Annotated in this window: 13 protein-coding genes and 1 pseudogene; 9 read left to right on the forward strand and 5 right to left on the reverse strand. The window is 40.1% G+C overall.

The features are described 5' to 3' along the window. The first annotated feature begins 135 nt into the window (after positions 1 to 135). Together IQ226_RS09165 and IQ226_RS09170 are read left to right on the forward strand one after the other, a co-directional pair. Positions 136 to 1,398, forward strand: a complete 1,263-nt coding sequence (locus IQ226_RS09165) for a DUF1802 family protein (protein ID WP_193894723.1) — start codon at positions 136 to 138, stop codon at positions 1,396 to 1,398. 360 nt (positions 1,399 to 1,758) lie between these two features. Continuing rightward, a complete protein-coding gene (locus IQ226_RS09170) occupies positions 1,759 to 2,691 on the forward strand; it encodes a cobalamin-binding protein (RefSeq protein WP_193894725.1) in 933 nt (310 codons plus the stop codon). 397 nt (positions 2,692 to 3,088) lie between these two features. Here IQ226_RS09170 and IQ226_RS09175 read toward each other — a convergent pair whose 3' ends face one another. Further along, a complete protein-coding gene (locus IQ226_RS09175; RefSeq protein ID WP_193894727.1) occupies positions 3,089 to 3,397 on the reverse strand; it encodes a YkvA family protein in 309 nt (102 codons plus the stop codon). Positions 3,398 to 3,585: 188 nt separating this feature from the next. Between IQ226_RS09175 and IQ226_RS09180 the strand changes: the two genes are divergently transcribed. The 5 genes from IQ226_RS09180 to IQ226_RS09200 all read left to right on the forward strand — a co-directional run bounded on the left by IQ226_RS09180 (position 3,586) and on the right by IQ226_RS09200 (position 11,104). Next, positions 3,586 to 4,482 carry a MotA/TolQ/ExbB proton channel family protein gene (locus IQ226_RS09180; protein WP_193894729.1) on the forward strand — a complete coding sequence of 299 codons (897 nt, stop codon included), beginning with the start codon at positions 3,586 to 3,588 and terminating at the stop codon, positions 4,480 to 4,482. Further along, complete coding sequence (locus IQ226_RS09185) at positions 4,472 to 5,104, forward strand: biopolymer transporter ExbD (protein WP_193894731.1); 633 nt, start codon at positions 4,472 to 4,474, stop codon at positions 5,102 to 5,104. Before IQ226_RS09180 ends, IQ226_RS09185 begins: the two co-directional genes overlap by 11 nt. A gap of 112 nt (positions 5,105 to 5,216) precedes the next feature. After that, positions 5,217 to 6,209 carry a zinc-dependent alcohol dehydrogenase family protein gene (locus tag IQ226_RS09190; protein WP_193894733.1) on the forward strand — a complete coding sequence of 331 codons (993 nt, stop codon included), beginning with the start codon at positions 5,217 to 5,219 and terminating at the stop codon, positions 6,207 to 6,209. Positions 6,210 to 6,348: 139 nt separating this feature from the next. Beyond that, the gene (cobN, locus tag IQ226_RS09195; RefSeq protein ID WP_193894735.1) at positions 6,349 to 10,086 is read left to right on the forward strand and encodes a cobaltochelatase subunit CobN; all 3,738 of its coding nucleotides are present in this window, start codon (positions 6,349 to 6,351) and stop codon (positions 10,084 to 10,086) included. A 19-nt stretch (positions 10,087 to 10,105) separates the two neighbouring features. Beyond that, positions 10,106 to 11,104, forward strand: a complete 999-nt coding sequence (locus tag IQ226_RS09200; protein WP_193894737.1) for a peptidoglycan-binding protein — start codon at positions 10,106 to 10,108, stop codon at positions 11,102 to 11,104. Between the two features lie 483 nt (positions 11,105 to 11,587). Here the strand turns inward: IQ226_RS09200 and IQ226_RS09205 are convergent, their stop codons facing one another. The 4 genes and pseudogenes from IQ226_RS09205 to IQ226_RS25040 all read right to left on the reverse strand — a co-directional run. Then, complete coding sequence (locus IQ226_RS09205; protein WP_096663223.1) at positions 11,588 to 12,043, reverse strand: Fur family transcriptional regulator; 456 nt, start codon at positions 12,041 to 12,043, stop codon at positions 11,588 to 11,590. Between the two features lie 156 nt (positions 12,044 to 12,199). After that, complete coding sequence (gene sigC, locus IQ226_RS09210; protein ID WP_193894740.1) at positions 12,200 to 13,432, reverse strand: RNA polymerase sigma factor SigC; 1,233 nt, start codon at positions 13,430 to 13,432, stop codon at positions 12,200 to 12,202. Positions 13,433 to 13,962: 530 nt separating this feature from the next. Further along, the gene (locus IQ226_RS09215; RefSeq protein ID WP_193894742.1) at positions 13,963 to 14,952 is read right to left on the reverse strand and encodes an NAD(P)H-dependent glycerol-3-phosphate dehydrogenase; all 990 of its coding nucleotides are present in this window, start codon (positions 14,950 to 14,952) and stop codon (positions 13,963 to 13,965) included. A 116-nt stretch (positions 14,953 to 15,068) separates the two neighbouring features. Beyond that, positions 15,069 to 15,216: pseudogene (locus IQ226_RS25040) on the reverse strand (IS5/IS1182 family transposase); the annotation flags it as partial. Positions 15,217 to 15,393: 177 nt separating this feature from the next. On the opposite strand from IQ226_RS25040, the gene IQ226_RS09220 reads away from it, so the two are divergent. Both IQ226_RS09220 and IQ226_RS09225 read left to right on the forward strand, forming a co-directional pair. After that, on the forward strand, positions 15,394 to 15,948 hold the full coding sequence (locus IQ226_RS09220; protein ID WP_193894744.1) for a sporulation/spore germination protein: 555 nt from the start codon (positions 15,394 to 15,396) through the stop codon (positions 15,946 to 15,948). Positions 15,949 to 16,351: 403 nt separating this feature from the next. Further along, a complete protein-coding gene (locus IQ226_RS09225; RefSeq protein WP_193894746.1) occupies positions 16,352 to 16,699 on the forward strand; it encodes a hypothetical protein in 348 nt (115 codons plus the stop codon). Positions 16,700 to 16,742 lie beyond the last annotated feature (43 nt).

The raw sequence follows: 16,742 nt of genomic DNA on the forward strand, positions 1-16,742 counted from the left end.
CTGATTCTCTTGTATTTAAAAGTTTGCAAACCTTTACAGAGATAGAGTTTTCGGCTTTTATGGTTTAGATTTATCGGCATTAAATTTTGGTAATTTTAGTTGTGACCATAAAAGAGACGAAAGAGCCGAAATTCCTTGGCTAAATATTCAACATACCCTATTCATCTTAAATTTTGGGCGCGTTGTGAATATCAATGGCGTATTAATCCTGATCAAAAGGATCTTTTACCGAAAATTACACAATCAACAATTTGGAATTTGAGTGCTTTAGAAAATATATTTGAACAGCAGAAAGTTCTCAAATTTTTGATGTTGCGAGTTTATTATCTTTCTAAACCTTGTATAGTTAATATACCAACAGATACAGGTTTATTTTACTGGACTAAATCTGAAGATATAGTACATCATGCAAGTGAAAATGATATTCCTGTGGTTTCTGATTCTAGTTTTAGCCAACGAAAAAACCTAATTTTATCTGGAAATATTTCTCCATACCAAAATATAGAAGCTTTACAGTTTCAATGTGAAAATATTTCAGAAACTAATCGAGATATTGAAAAGCTAAATCATGACATTAAGCAATTTTTAGGCTGGTATAGTGTTCCACCTATTCCAAAATTAGATAAAAGTTTAGATTGGATAAAAAACATTGCTAATGTGGGTAATTCTAGTGATGGTAACGAATTTGAAAGATTAGTTCGTAAAAGCTTTGTAGAAGTAGGCTTTTCTTCTTCTAATACAAATTCTAAAGCTAACTTAGATCCTGATAAATTAGGTGGTGCTGGAGGTTTGGATTTTTATTGTGAGTATCCTTATCGAGTCGTAGGAGAATGTAAAGCTACTGCAACAGAAAAAGTTAGTGATGGTACAGCATCACAACTTTCAAAACTGGGATACAAGCACTTACAGCAAGAATATAATAATTGTATTAAAATTATTATGGCTGCTGGTAAATTAACAAAAGATGCTGAAGAAACAGCAAAAGGAAATCAAATGAATGTTATTCGTCCAGAAACTTTACAAAGATTAGTTGAATTAAAAGCAAAACATCCAGGTTCAATAGATTTATTGAATTTAAAGCCATATTTAGAAAAAGAACCATTTGGGGAAGCATCTAATGATAAAATTAATGAATATATAGATAAAGTAGAAAAAGAGATTAAGTTGCGATCGCATTTAGTGCAGTTAATTAAAAAGGCTGACAAAAAAGTGGGAATTGAGTATATTGAGGGTGTTTATGATGTTTCTAATCCACCACAAACTATATTGAACATTCAAGAAATGCACGAAATTTTAATAGAACTATCATCACCCTTAACAGGTTATTTAGGAAGAGAAAAAGGAAACGATGGGAAAACAGATAAATTTTACTACTTGCGCGACTTACCAATTAATTAAAAAGAACCCTGTATCATATTCTACTAACTGCTCCAATTTCATGCAACCGCAACATACAATGTACAGCATGAGGGTGTTTATCTCGTGCTTGCTGACTAGCAACTTCCTTATTTTCTGGGTCTTAGCGCGAAATCCAAATACTAACAATCCTCAAGATAGATACCGTCTCTCTAAAAATATGCAAAAATGAAGGTAGAAATATCTGTTAAAAACAACTTACAGCAGATTACAGATTAATGAGGTACAGGATCTAAATTCAAAGCGAGATAGCAAACCAATTTTACTCCTGACTCCTGACTCCTGCTGTAACACCATTCTCTATTTTTGACTCCTGACTCCTATTCCCAGGGGGGTGAGACTATGATTGATACAAGTAACGATATAAGAATTATTTCTTTAGTTCCTAGTGCTACGGAAATTGTGGCCAAACTGGGCTTGTTTGATGCTATGGTAGGGCGATCGCATGAATGTGACTATCCTCCCGAAATCGTCAATCTTCCAGTTTGTACCCAAGCCCGTTTGAATGGTGATACTAACAGCCATTCTATTCACAAAGAAGCCGACAATCTATTACAATCTGCTTTGGGTATCTACAAAATCAAAGTGGATGTTTTAGAGAAATTGCACCCTACCCATATTATCACTCAAGATCAATGTGATGTCTGCGCTGTCAGTTTACCAGAGGTAGAAAAAGCAGTTGCCCAACTTACCCACAGTTCACCGCAAATTATTTCTCTACAACCCAATACATTACAGGATATGTGGGGTGATATTGAACGGGTTAGCCACACATTTGGCGTAGATTCAGTAGAAATACTGGAGAATCTAGAGGCCCGTGTCAGAATTTGCAAGCGTAGACTACAAGGACTTTCTACCGCTGAATTGCCTAAAGTCGTGTGCATTGAATGGACTGATCCTTTAATGACTGCTGCAAATTGGGTTCCTGAATTAATTAACCTAGCAGGAGGAAGACCATTATTTAGCATCACTGGCAAACCTGCTACTCATGTCAAATGGGAAACATTAGTAGATAGTAATCCAGATGTGATTATTTTCATGCCCTGTGGCTTTGATTTGCAACGAACTCACCAAGAAGCAGAATTATTAACTCAACGTCCAGAATGGAAAAAACTCCACGCTGTGCAAACAGGAAGAGTATTTATTACCGATGGTAACGCTTACTTTAACCGTCCTGGTCCGCGATTAGTAGATTCTGTGGAAATTTTAGCAGAAATATTGCACCCAGATATTTTTGACTATGGTTATCAAGGTAGTGCTTGGCAAATCTTGTAATTATTGCCATCAGGGGTAAGTTAAACGGGCGGTTAGAAACCGCGTCTACACAAGCAAAACCCGCCTACATGGGTTTCAAATCCTTGATTTTTTCGTTAGTCCGCGCAGGCGGACTTTGTTTGTATAGCAGTGAATTCCAAATCATGGGACTTACGCATTGACAGGATAAACCAAATATGAAGTATGGGTTTCCGGCATTTTAACCTGATTGTTTGATGATTTTTGAGCGATAGTGAAGCGCTATTGATCGGAAGTTAATCGCCAAAAGCCTGAAACGACCAAATATCCTTCATACACATGATGGTGAATTTGTACAGTGCGTAAGTCCTATAATCGCCAAATCTAACACAATCATTGATCATGCCGGGTCTCCCCGCGTCAACCCAACTGACAAATACTACTTAACAGGGATAGAATCAACATCCACAGTTTCGCCAGGGGCATGATGAGCCGGATTGGTGGTACTATTTTCTACAGTCCCTTTTTTTGCCTTCCAACCATCAAGAACTAAGGAAGAAACTTCGGAAACGAATAAACTCAACAGTAAAACATCGTCAATTTGACCAATAATAGGAATAAAATCTGGAGAAATATCTAAAGGGCTAATTAAATAGGCTACAGTGCCGATAATTATCCACCAACGGTATCTGGGATTGCGTAGTGTGTTTCGATACCATGTATACAGGGATTGAATTGAGAAGTTCATATTCTTAACCTCCAGTGATCTTTTTATTTTGGCAAATAATCATCTAAACTCCCGGTGGGAATAACCGCCATATTGTGTATAGAAGATGTTACTCCTGAGTAATTAATCAGAAAAGTTTGTGAGTCATACAAAACTCTCTAAAATGAAAATGCCTTGACTACTCGGAATGGAGAGAGGAAACCTACACAGTGGATATTTTAGATTTGTTTAAGAAGGGCGGGCCTGCTATGTGGCCTTTGCTAGTTTTATCAGTCCTATCACTAAGTGTGATTTTTGAACGTCTATGGTTCTGGTTACGGATTCTGTCCCAGGAAAAGGAAATAGTCAATCGGGTTCTGGATGCTGCTGGTGAGGAGTGGGGAATCGCTGAAGCAATAGCTGAACAATCTATAAAACAGCCCGTTGGCAGGTTTTTATACGCACCTTTAAGCTTACAAAAAAGTGATCCAGAAACCTTTAGATTAGCCCTAGAATCAACCGCAGCCGACGAGATAGCGGGAATGCGTCGGGGTGAAAAACTTTTAGAAGCCGTGATTGCCCTTTCACCACTGTTAGGATTGTTGGGGACGGTTTTAGGTTTGATTCGTTCCTTGGGTGCAATTCGGATTGGTGATTTGGGAACTGAATCTACAGCCGGTGTCACCACAGGGATTGGGGAATCGTTAATTAGTACAGCAGCGGGGTTAATAGTAGCGATCGCCAGTCTAGTATTTTACCGCCTATTTCAAAGTTTTGTTGTTAACCAAGTTAAAATTTTCAACAAAGCCGGCAATGAATTGGAACTGCTTTACCGTCAATATCCTCCCGAACCTAAAACAATTAACACCGACAGATTCTCAAAACGCACCTCTACAAATTTTGATTCATCTTCTCAGCTAGAATCAAAAACATTTATTCAAGAACCGGAAAATGAGCCAGATTACACAACTGACAATTTCAGCTTACACTCTGTAAATTCGTCAATTGAGCCAAATGATCCAATTGATAATTACGGTTTAAACCTTGTAAATTCGGCAAATTCACCCGATAACAAGATGGATAACACCAATTTGAACTCTGGAGAAAAACAAGAAGATGAAAGTTAAGCTAGATACCTCCGGTGAAGACCTTCAAATTCAAATTATCTCCCTAATTGACGTTGTTTTTTGTATTCTGACATTCTTTCTCTTAGCAGCTTTACAATTTACCCGTCAGCAAGCAATTAATGTTGACTTACCCAAAGCTGGTACAGGCGAAAATTCTGCCGCTAATTCCCAAATTAAAAGCAAAATATTGCCTGTAACAATTGATGCTATTGGATTAACTTACATCGAAAAAGAACCTGTGAACCGGGAGGAATTAGAAGCACGTTTAAAACAATACATTCAAACCAATCCAGACGGGATTTTAGTATTGAATGCGTCGCGGACAGCTACTTATAACGACGTAATTCAAACCCTAGACTTGCTGAGAAAAGTGGGAGGAAATCGTGTATCTTTGGGAATTATCCCCGGTTCATCTCAACCATTGACAAATTCACCAAATTTCCCTACTCCCCCCATATCTAATAATCCCACTACCCCAGAAATTAACTCACCGGAAAGTTTGAGGTCTTTACCACCGATTAACCCAAATTCTTTTCCCACACCTGGAAACAGAATTAATCCCGATACTTTACCTCAAGCACCTGTAACACCAGGAACAAATAATTCTTCTCCTCAAAATTAAAACCATTTCGTGAGAAATTTTGGATACTTTCTCCCCATATTTTCCTTAAAACTTAGGAAGTTATGGGGATATTTTTAGGTAAACTTAAACAAGTGCATCTAGGAGAAAAATCATGAAGGCAATATTAATGACCGCAGTAGGTAAACCAGAAGTTTTAAAACTACAAGAAGTTCCCCAACCCATACCAACAAACAAAGAAATTTTAGTAAAAATTTTTGCCGCTGGTGTGAATCCCATTGATACTAAAATACGTCAAAGGGGGACATTTTTCCCAGAACAAATGCCAGCTATTTTAGGATGTGATGGTGCAGGTATAGTGGAATCTGTGGGTAATGATGTCCAAAAATTTGGCGTTGGTGATGAAGTATATTTTTGCTATGGTGGTTTGGGTGCAAGTCCAGGAAATTATGCTGAATATATCATTGTTGATGAAAGATGTGTAGCATTGAAACCCAAATCTATTTCTTTTACAGAAGCAGCAGCAGCACCTCTGGTTTTAATTACTGCTTGGGAAGCTTTATATGAACGGGGAAGACTCGAACCAGGAGAAAAGGTATTAGTTCATGCTGGTGCAGGTGGTGTTGGTCATGTGGCTATTCAATTGGCTAAACTCAAAGGCGCTGAAGTAGCGACTACGGTTAGTTCACAAGAAAAGGCTAATTTTGTCACTCAACTTGGTGCTGATAGGGTAATTTTTTACAAAGAAACTGATTTTGTCGCATCTGTATTAGATTGGACTAATGGTGAAGGTGCAGATTTAGTTTTTGATACTGTGGGTGGTGATACTTTGGAAAAATCCTTTCCTGCGGTGCGACTTTATGGCGATATTGTGACTATTCTAGAACCAAAAGCTAACACTGTTTGGAAAGTTGCTAGAAACAGAAATCTCCGCATTGGTTTAGAATTAATGCTAACACCGTTGTTGTTAGGAAATGTGGAATCGTTAATACATCATGGGGATATTTTACAACAATGTGCTAATTGGATAGATGAAGGGAAGTTAAAAATTGAAGTTAGTCAGACCTTCCCTTTAGCGTCAGCAGCAAAAGCACACGCTTTAGTGGAAGCTGGTTCTGTACTGGGTAAGGTTGTTTTATTGAATTAATCATTAAGTAGGGAATTTGTTGAGATTGTTTTGTCACTTTAGCTATTGACTAAAGATGGGATTTTTCTCAACTTTGGCAAATCAGAAACACGGTTAAAAAAATAAACTAAAGTCTAATTTCCATCACTAATTACCAATTATGCACAGAATCAGTGCTACACCAGGAGGATTAAATCAGTCTGAAGGTTTATTTTTCCTCGCACAAACTCCCGCCCCTTTCGTGTTGATTACAGCAGCCGATACTGATATTCAAACTCTAGCGGCTGTAGTTCCTAAATTACCTAGTCAATTCCCCGAAATTAGGGTAGCCAACTTGTTACAACTACAGCAACAAGTAAGTATAGATGATTATGGTGAACAGGTTTTAGAATCTGCCCAAGTCATTGTCCTTCGTCTCATAGGAGGAAGTTCATACTGGGCTTATGGTTTAGAAGTGGTACAGGAAATTGTCCACCGTAATGGTACAAATCTCATTGTCATGCCAGGAGATGACGGACTTGATTTTGATTTAATTTCCAAATCTACGGTTTCTCCGGAAATTGTCCAGAAAATTTGGCAATATTTTCAAGAAGGTGGTACGGAAAATTTCCTCAACGCTTTGCAATTCATCGCTGATATATCTCTATCAACATCTTTTAATCCCCCACCACCACAAACTATTCCCCGCGTGGGATTGTATGAAAGGAATCAGTCGGTAGGGGCGGGGTTTCCCCGCCCTCTTAGGAATCAGCCTAAAGTAGGGATTTTGTTTTATCGCGCCCATTATTTAGCAGGAAATACTAAAGTTATTGATGCTTTATGTAATGCTTTGATAGAGAAAAATTTACAACCTGTCCCAGTTTTTGTTTCTTCATTACGTGAACCTGGTGTTAGTGATAATTTATATGAATTGTTTGCAGCAAAAGATGATAATCATCATGTTAGTTTATTGATGAATACCACCAGTTTTTCCCTAGCAAGTTTAGAAACAGAAACACCGCAAACTGAACTTTGGAAAAAATTAAATGTTCCGGTTTTGCAAGTAATTCTTTGTGCTAGTTCCGTTGAACAATGGGAATCACAATCACAAGGTTTAACACCTCGTGATATTGCCATAAATGTGGCATTACCAGAAGTAGACGGGCGAATTATTAGTCGGGCTGTGTCTTTCAAAACCTTACAAACTCGGAATCATAAACTAGAAACTGATGTCGTAGTTTATGAACCCGTGAGCGATCGCATTCAATTCGTTACCCAACTGGCTGCAAACTGGGTACGATTGCGGGTAAAACCACCCCAAGAACGCCGCATAGCCCTAATTTTAGCAAACTACCCCAACACCAACGGACGGCTCGCCAACGGCGTAGGACTGGACACTCCTGCCAGTTGTGTAGAAATTCTCAAAGCCTTAAAATTAGCCGGTTATGAACTGGGAACTATTCCCGAAACTGGAGACGAATTAATTCAAATTCTCACATCTAGCGTTACCAATGATCCCGAAGGAAAAGATTGGAAACCAATAAATCAAAGTTTGTCAGCAGCAGAATATCAAAACTATTTTTCCACCTTACCAGAAATAATCCAAAAACAAATTATCGAACGTTGGGGACAACCTATTTTAGATCCAATCCAAAATTGGGCGGTTTCTGGAATTGAATTTGGTAAGGTTTTTGTCGGTATTCAACCATCAAGAGGATATGATCTCGACCCTAGTTTAAATTATCATGCCCCCGATTTAGAACCAACCCATAATTATTTAGCCTTTTATGATTGGGTACGAGAATCTTTTCAAGCAGATGCCATAGTTCATGTAGGAAAACATGGCAACTTAGAATGGCTACCAGGAAAAAGTGTCGCCTTATCCAATACTTGTTATCCAGAAATTGCCCTGGGACCAATGCCCCATTTATATCCATTTATTGTTAATGATCCCGGAGAAGGTTCACAGGCAAAAAGACGCGCCCAAGCCGTAATCATTGATCACCTCACACCACCAATGACAAGGGCAGAATTATATGGACCATTGCAACAAGTAGAAAACCTAATTGATGAATATTATGAAGCCGAAAGTTTAGATCCCTCCAGATTACCAACAATACGCGATCGCATTCAAGAACTCGTCATCAAAGAAAACCTGTACAAAGACTTAGGAATCACCAACCCCCAAGACATCGCCAACTTTGAAACCTTAATTTTAAACTCCCTAGACGGTTACTTGTGCGAACTCAAAGAAGCCCAAATCCGCGACGGCTTACACATATTCGGCCAATGTCCCCAAGGAACCCAACTGCGAGACCTCATAGTAGCGATCGCCCGCATCCCCAACCGCTATTCCATCGGCATTACCCGCGCCATAGCCAAACAATGGCAAATAGACATAGACCCCCTCACAGACAACCTCTCAGCCCCCCTCTCTGCGCCTCTGCGCCTCTGCGACAGACTTAAATCCTGCCACATCATCGGCGATGTCGTCGAACTCCTAGAAATAGAAGCCGCCCATTTAGTAGAAGAAGTTATCTCTGGGCGCAGACCCTGCGCCCCTACGGATTGGATCAGCGACAAACTCCTCCCAGCCCTACAAAAAACCAACCAAGAAACCACAAACCTCCTACGGGGACTTGACGGAAAATATGTTCCCAGCGGGGCTTCTGGCGCACCCACCCGCGGACGACCCGAAGTTCTACCCACAGGTAAAAACTTTTACGCCGTTGACATTCGCGCCATACCCACAGAAACCGCCTGGGACATTGGCAGAAAAGCCGCTGAAACCCTGATTGAAACCTACACCCAAGCACATGGAGAATATCCCCAAACCCTCGGTTTATCAGTGTGGGGAACAGCCACCATGCGGACTGGTGGTGATGATATAGCCGAAGCCTTAGCTTTACTTGGTGTGCAACCCGTGTGGGATGGTGCAGCAAGACGAGTAGTAGATTTTGAAATTTTACCCTTGGCGATTATCGGTCGTCCCCGTGTGGATGTCACCCTAAGAATTTCCGGGTTTTTCCGGGATGCTTTCCCCAATTTAATCGCTTTATTTGATCAAGCAGTGAAAGCCGTTTCCGCATTAGATGAACCACCAGACCAAAATCCCCTCGCCGATACAGTTCGTCAAGAAACAGCACAATGGACTCAAGAAGGTTTATCTTTAGAAGTAGCCCAAGAGCGATCGCAATATCGTGTTTTTGGTTCCCAACCAGGGGCTTATGGTGCAGGACTCCAGGGACTAATAGCCTCCCAAAACTGGGAAAATGATCAGGATTTAGCCCAAGCTTACACAAATTGGAGTGCTTACGCCTATTCTTCTAGTGAGGTAACAGGGAACAAAAATGCAGAAGCCTTTGAACAACGCTTAAAGCAAATGCAAATCGTCCTCCACAATCAAGACAACCGAGAACACGATTTACTCGATTCCGACGATTATTATCAATTTCAGGGTGGTTTAACCGCAGCCGTGCGTTCTCTTCAAGGTAAAAATCCCCAAACCTACTTTGGCGACAATTCCAACACATCCCAGCCCAAAATCCGCCAACTTAGCGCCGAAATTGCCAGGGTTTATCGTTCTCGCGTCGTTAATCCTAAATGGATAGCTGGAGTCATGCGTCATGGATATAAAGGTGCATTTGAAATGGCTGCAACCGTAGATTTTCTCTTCGCTTACGATGCTACGTCCCAATGCGTCGAAGATTATATGTATCAAGGCATAGTCGAAGCATATTTAGAAGAGCCGACTGTTTGTGAATTTATCCACGATAAGAACCCCTGGGCACTACGCGATATTGCGGAAAGATTACTAGAAGCAAACCAACGCGGCTTATGGCAGGATGTGAATATACAAACCCTCGAAAACCTCCGCAATTTAGTCCATCAAGCGGAAGCAACTATCGAAGAAAAATAATTTCATTTAGGAATTGGATATGGAAAATCTTGCGTATTTACATTTAGCTTTTGCCAATCAAGACGAAGAAACCACTGAGTTAATATCCCTCAGTTCTTTATTTAAAACAGCCGCCGCACCAAATTGGCAACTCTTTTCTGGTAGTGCGTGGAAATACATGATTCCCCTGGCTTTAACTATATCTATTTTGAATGGTGTTAGTGGTGTTTTCGCCTTAGAAAAAAATGATAACGCTGCTACCGTAAACCATCTCGAACAAAAGGAAATATCTCAAATTGAAACCACCAATGACCAGTTTATCAGTACGGCCCCGACAACCCCCACTATCTCAAATAATATTATTTCCGTCAGTAACAAGCGCAAAAACCCCAATCTCCTCAGCAAAGGTGATGAAGGTGCAGATGTCAAAGTTTTACAAGAACGCTTGAAAATCGCTGGTTTTTATTATGGTAATTCCACAGGCATTTTTGGTCCAATTACTCAAGAAGCAGTCAAACGATTCCAAAAAGCTTACCAACTCACAGTTGATGGTGTTGTCGGTAAATCCACACTAGCCAAATTACCAGCAGTCACCGATGAAAATCAAACAACTACTTATCAAAAATTAGATCACCCAGATATACTTAGTTTAGGCGATCGCGGTGAAGCCGTCAGAATCCTCCAAGAACATCTCATCACCGCCGGATTTCTCCAAAATCAGCCCAATGGTTACTATGGTTCTAACACCGTTGATGCCGTCAAACGCTTTCAAAAACAACACAAACTAGAAGTCAATGGCCTAGCTGGACAAACCACCCGTTCTAAGCTATACAGTTTAGTTAAAAACTCTGCCAAAAGTGATTTCACCACCCTAGAAATCCAAAGACGACTACAGGCAAAAGGTTTCTATAAAGGTCAAATCAATGGCATAATGGCATCTGATACCCAAAAAGCAATTAGTCGCGCTCAAGCATTTTATGGTATCAGTCTCAAAGACATCGCAGGAGTCAGGAGTCAGAAGTCAGGAGTCAGCAGGTAGGAATCTCTTACCACCTGAGTTCGGTGTTAGGAGTTTCTCCTTCGGAGACGCTACGCGAACGGAGTTTCTCCTTCGGAGACGCTACGCGAACAGAGTTATGATTTTTTCAACGAGATCATCAGGGTTTGAGACTCATATTTGGGGCAGTTTTCCAAAAATTATCTTATGTCGAACTCAGGTTCTTGCCAGATAGCTTTTACTGTAAATTCTGTATCTCATGCAAGTGCGTATCGGTATATTAAAAGCGGAAGTTTTTAATTCCCGCTTTCTCAATATCATCAGATTCCCCACAACTTGATTCATCCTCCAAATTTTGGGCTAGTACCGCTTCGCAGAAGTCAAAGGTCAAAAGTCAAAATTAAGACTGCATAGGCTTTTTGGCTTTTGGAAATGGTCGGTTTATTTACGCCGTGCTTGCTGTACTAGTAATTTTTAATTACTCTTGCCTAAATGCCTATTGCCTATTGCCTCTTGTCTTAATTCCTAAAGTGGCATCAACGCTCTTTGACACTTAGGACACACGGCATGGATTGTCATTTGACAGTCTAATAAATGGAAACCCTCTTTTTGTGCTGTTTTTCCGCCAATCTTTAAAACTGAGTCATTCTTAAACTCAATAGTCGAATTACAGCGAACACAAATGAGGTGATGGTGGTGATGGGGATAAGGTTGATTAATTTCATAATGTTTATGCCCTTCACCTAATTCCAACTCCCGCAAAATCCCCATTCTCGCCATTAACTTTAAGGTGCGATAAATAGTTGATAGACTAATCCCTTCACCATCAGTTTCTAAACGATGATATAGGTCCTCTGCACTTAAATGTTCACCTTGTGGGAGTTCCTGAAAAATATGTAAAATTGTTTCGCGTTGTGGAGTTAAACGCCAACCACGGTCGTTTAATTCAGCTTTAAGTGAACCAGTTGTGTAGACAGTCATAGTAAATTTTCTCAACAAAGCTCATTAATTGAGAATATAACAAATATTTGGCTTGATTTGCAACAATCACCGCTTATTGAGAATATTTGCTAGTGGTCAGTGGTCAGTGGTTAGTGGTTAGTTGTCTCTTGCCTCTTCCCTCTTCCCTCTTCCCTTCTAACTTAACGACTCTAGATAGTCCCGGACTAGGTTACGACGTTTGGGTTGGCGAAGTTTTTGTAAAGCCTTGGATTCAATTTGTCTGACCCTTTCCCGTGATAAATCAAGGGCGCGACCAATTTCTGCTAAAGAGTAAGCATGACCATCGGACAAGCCAAAGCGCATCGAAATAACATCCCGTTCTCGACTGGTTAAATCATCCAGAAGATTATGCAAATCCTTATGTAAAGATTCTCGCATTAACATCTCCTCTGGCGTAATCGTATCAGTCTCCAGCAATTCCCCTAATTCAGTATCTTTATCCTTCCCTACCTTCGTTTCCAAAGACACAGACCGAGGAACTCTCAATAGCACTTCCCGGACTTGGATAGCTGTCATATCCAACTCAATGGCTAGGTCTTCTAAAGTCGGAGTGCGACCTTTTTCTTGGGCAATTTTCCGTTGCGCCTTTTTAATTTTGTTGAGTTTTTCGGTAATATGGACAGGTAGGCGAATAGTGCGGCTAGAAGTAGCGATCGCCCTGGTAATACCTTGACGAATCCACCAGTAAGCATAGGTACTAAAACGATAACCCTTTGTAGGATCAAACTTCTCAACGGCCCGTTCTAAACCTAAAGTCCCTTCTTGTACCAAATCCAATAATTCCAAACCCCGATTTTGGTACTTTTTGGCAACGGATACCACCAAGCGCAAATTCGCCTTAATCATGTGCGATTTGGCTTGTAGTCCTTCAGCTTGCACTTGCTCTAATTCTTCAACGGTTAAATTAGCAATTTCTGCCCAGCGTTTTTTCCCATTGGCTAAAGTCGGCTTGAGATCAGGTAAATTTATCCCCGCAGTAGTCGCCCATCTTTCCAAAGAAGGGCGGTGTCCTAATTCTGATTTCAACCGCTCCTGTACCTCGATTAACCGCGAATAAGGAGCAATTACAGCGTCTCCCTCAACAGCAGCACCACTAAGCAATAACCGCATTCGTAAATATCGTTGTACTTTTTGGGCTTCAGCGACTTCTTCATCTCGTCCTAACAAGCGGACTCGACCAATTTCTTGCAGATAGAGCCGCACCAAATCTGTGCTACGTCGGCTAGTTTGCGCGGCTAAGGATAAATCAGACTCAACAGCAGCCATGTCTAAATCTGGCAAATCATCATTATTGATTTCAATATCCAAGGGTAGACTAGGATTTTGCCCTTCGTGGGCGGCATTTTTATAAAAAGATGTTGCTGGCATGATGTCTCAAATGGCTCCAGGTAACAATAGATTACGGTCAGCTAAAATTACGGTCAGCTAATTAACTGTTGCTATTCCGTAATTTCGTCATGAAATAACATAGTTTGGGCTTCACTGTACAATTCTTTGCAAAACTTTGTAATAGTCCAAACAGATCGAAGAGAAGAAAACTTAATTTATCAGCTTTTGGACTGTTTTAACTGGATAGTTATTTTCGCCACGGTATACTAGATCAGAAAAATACATTTTTAATGAGTTGTTCGTTGCTAGTAGTTGTGTGCTTGAAAGAATGTCTCTGTAAATTTTTAGCCAGAGTTTATATTAAGAGTTATTTAGTCAACACTACCATGTTTAGAGATATTGAAGGTTATTTTTTTAACTGTTCATCAAGATAACATTTAGTTGTCATGATGTTTATAAACTACATAGTTATATTTACATCACTCAAAAAGTAATTTCCTGACAATTTGATAAATTTTTTCTAGGGATTTCGCGGTAATCGTTTAATTTCAATTGAACACCTTACACTATCAGCATTTCTCCCCTGTTTGCCATATTTGTTCTGTCGGGAAATTATCAAATTCAGGCTTGATATCTCGTAACATCAGTTGATCTAATGCAAGTCTTGGTGTAACTTCTCCTTCCAGCAGTTGGTAAACTTGCTCGGTAATGGGAATAGTAATACCTTGCTGTTGGGCGATTTCCATTAATACCCGACAAGTATTCACACCTTCGGCTGTACCTGGAAGATTTGCCATAATTCCTTCCAGGGTCTTTCCATTAGCTAATTGATAACCAACTTGATAATTGCGACTTAAGGGGCTATTGCAGGTTGCTAATAAGTCCCCTAGACCAGATAAACCATAAAATGTTTCCGGTTTCGCACCTAAAGTCTGACCTATTCGCACCATTTCGGTTAAGCCACGAGTGACTAAGGCGGCTTTGGCATTTGTGCCCAAGTGTAACCCATCACATACACCTGCGGCGATCGCGATCACATTTTTCAGTGTTCCCCCTAATTCTACGCCCACAGGGTCAGGATTAGTATAAACACGAAAGCGACTGGAGGAAAATACTAGTTGGACTGTTTGGGTAGCATTGGTATTTTTACTTGCTACTACCGTTGCTGCTGGTAATTCCTGGGCAATTTCCTGGGACAAATTCGGACCTGATAAAACCACCACTGGATGATCAGGAAAAGCTGCTTGCCAAATTTGCGAAGGTGTGTATGTAGTGTGTGGTTCTAGTCCCTTGGTTGCGGTGACAAAGATTGTTTCTGGAGATAGGGGACAAGACTCCACCATAGAAGCCACATCTCTCACCCCTTTCATGGAAATAGCCGACAAGATTACTTGAGCATTTTTATGCTCTAATACTTTTTCTAGAGGTTGGCAGTCAGAACGTGACCATAAATGCACCTGATTACCATTAATTGCTGCTAATTTAGCCAGGGCTTTACCCCAAGCACCCCCACCAAGAATAACGACAGATTTTAAATTTTGGATTTTGGGATTGGTCATATTAGTGAAGAGTTTAATGTTTATGCAAGTGTTTGTATAAATAGGGCTTGCTGAAAAGGTGGAAAAAGGCAAAAAAAATTGACCAGGTAATTAGGCAAAACATTACTTTTACTAATCAAATTAGAGAAAAAAGAGGTTATTTGCAAAAATTGCCATAAAAACCCACAAAAAACCCTTGACAGTAAGGTAGAAAGATTCATAACTATAAAAGTAAGAGCAATAGCAGTCTCCAGAGGTATGAGGCAGTTTAGCCATGACTGTACTTCCACTGACAAAGGACACTAATAAATAATTTTTTCTAGGACAACACGGCGTAAATCAACCGACCATTCTCAATTGACATAAAATGGTAGGGGCGGAAAAGTAGTTATCATTAATATTCAGGTTTTTTCTGTCCTTCCCCTGATGAATTGTCTTGTAACAATCAAACGGAATTGCTATATGTATAATTACAAACAAACTATTTTATCATTATTTTTAGTCGTGTCCTCCACTGTTATTAGCAGTTGTGATTCTAGCAATACTGCTGATAACCCAACTCCAGAAACAATACCAAATAGCAAAATTAACCCCAGTCCCCCCAAGAAACCACAGAAGTCTCCCACTCCCAAAGTTGAGCTATATTCTAATAATAAAGCCATTTCTGGTAAAACTACTAACGTCACCGTATACACAAGTGATGCTCAATGTCAAGAGCTAATTCCTCAAAAAGCTGACGTTTCCGCAGCAGCACCCATGAATGAAGCCATAGGTAAAATATTCAAAGAACAAAGCACAGCAGACTTCAGCGTATCTGGTTATCGTGTTAATGTGAAAAACGGTGTTGCGATTGTTGATCTCCGCATCTCACCAGATTCCAAAAGACAAGTATCTTCTCTGTCTAGTTGTGAACAGTTTGCGTTGTTTAGCAGTGTCCGCAAAACATTAATTAGTAATTCTCAGTGGAAAATCAAAGATGTCCGCTTTACTGAACGGGGGGAAGACATTACCCTCTAACAATAGCTTGTCCATTTTCTGCTTTGTTGGGTTAAGCGATCGCGCAACCCAACGCTTCTGTTGGGTTTCATGCTTTTTCCAATTTGGACAAGGTATTGCTCTAAGGAACGTGAATTTATTAACTTACAATTCTTGGTAACGACAGTCTAAGTATGCCTTGCTGAATAAAGCTGAAACCATTTATTAATAAGGATTTTGATCATAAAAAAGTGTAAGGTTTTGGCTGATGATCTTTCTAAATAGGTTTAACAAATTACCTATTTTTACCACTATCTCACGTAGTTAACCTAGTTATATTGCGAAATGTAACAAAATTGCCATTAAAACGCTTTACCATCTTGACAACCAAGAAAAGAGGCGATAAGGTGGTATACATACCCGGGTAAGACCACCAGAAAGTTGTATGCAAACTAAGCAAAAGGTTACGTTATATTTATCACCCGAACTGCACAGAAAACTTAAAATTCGTTCTGCCGTTGACTCAGAACCGATGTCAGACCTCGCAGAACGGGCGCTCAGTTTCTACCTGACCAACTCAGAAATAGTAGAAGAGATAGAAGCGTCTTCCCATGGGCGAACTCACCGGGTTTATTCCTGTCCCACTTGTGAATCTTCACTTATATTGCGTGATGGCGAACTAGTGAACTTGGGCAACCAACCAGGAATCATCGGCCAAGATCATCTATCTATTGATGGCAGAGAAAAAGAGGAAACCCATCCCAAGGGTGAGGAAGAATTAGTTCCTTGTTAGGTAGGAATTATTAATGATTAAATAGTCTGGCTTAACGCCACGC

Source organism: Dolichospermum sp. LEGE 00240, from assembly GCF_015207875.1.
GTDB classification, from domain to species: domain Bacteria; phylum Cyanobacteriota; class Cyanobacteriia; order Cyanobacteriales; family Nostocaceae; genus Dolichospermum; species Dolichospermum gracile.

What these genes read in the sequence shown, in the direction of transcription:
- IQ226_RS09220 (WP_193894744.1), top strand. Translation starts at nt 15,394, where the DNA reads ATGTATAATTACAAACAAACTATTTTATCATTATTTTTAGTCGTGTCC.
- IQ226_RS09205 (WP_096663223.1), bottom strand. Translation starts at nt 12,043, where the DNA reads ATGACTGTCTACACAACTGGTTCACTTAAAGCTGAATTAAACGACCGT.
- IQ226_RS09170 (WP_193894725.1), top strand. Translation starts at nt 1,759, where the DNA reads ATGATTGATACAAGTAACGATATAAGAATTATTTCTTTAGTTCCTAGT.
- IQ226_RS09175 (WP_193894727.1), bottom strand. Translation starts at nt 3,397, where the DNA reads ATGAACTTCTCAATTCAATCCCTGTATACATGGTATCGAAACACACTA.
- IQ226_RS09215 (WP_193894742.1), bottom strand. Translation starts at nt 14,952, where the DNA reads ATGACCAATCCCAAAATCCAAAATTTAAAATCTGTCGTTATTCTTGGT.
- IQ226_RS09225 (WP_193894746.1), top strand. Translation starts at nt 16,352, where the DNA reads ATGCAAACTAAGCAAAAGGTTACGTTATATTTATCACCCGAACTGCAC.
- IQ226_RS09200 (WP_193894737.1), top strand. Translation starts at nt 10,106, where the DNA reads ATGGAAAATCTTGCGTATTTACATTTAGCTTTTGCCAATCAAGACGAA.
- IQ226_RS09190 (WP_193894733.1), top strand. Translation starts at nt 5,217, where the DNA reads ATGAAGGCAATATTAATGACCGCAGTAGGTAAACCAGAAGTTTTAAAA.
- cobN (WP_193894735.1), top strand. Translation starts at nt 6,349, where the DNA reads ATGCACAGAATCAGTGCTACACCAGGAGGATTAAATCAGTCTGAAGGT.
- IQ226_RS09185 (WP_193894731.1), top strand. Translation starts at nt 4,472, where the DNA reads ATGAAAGTTAAGCTAGATACCTCCGGTGAAGACCTTCAAATTCAAATT.
- sigC (WP_193894740.1), bottom strand. Translation starts at nt 13,432, where the DNA reads ATGCCAGCAACATCTTTTTATAAAAATGCCGCCCACGAAGGGCAAAAT.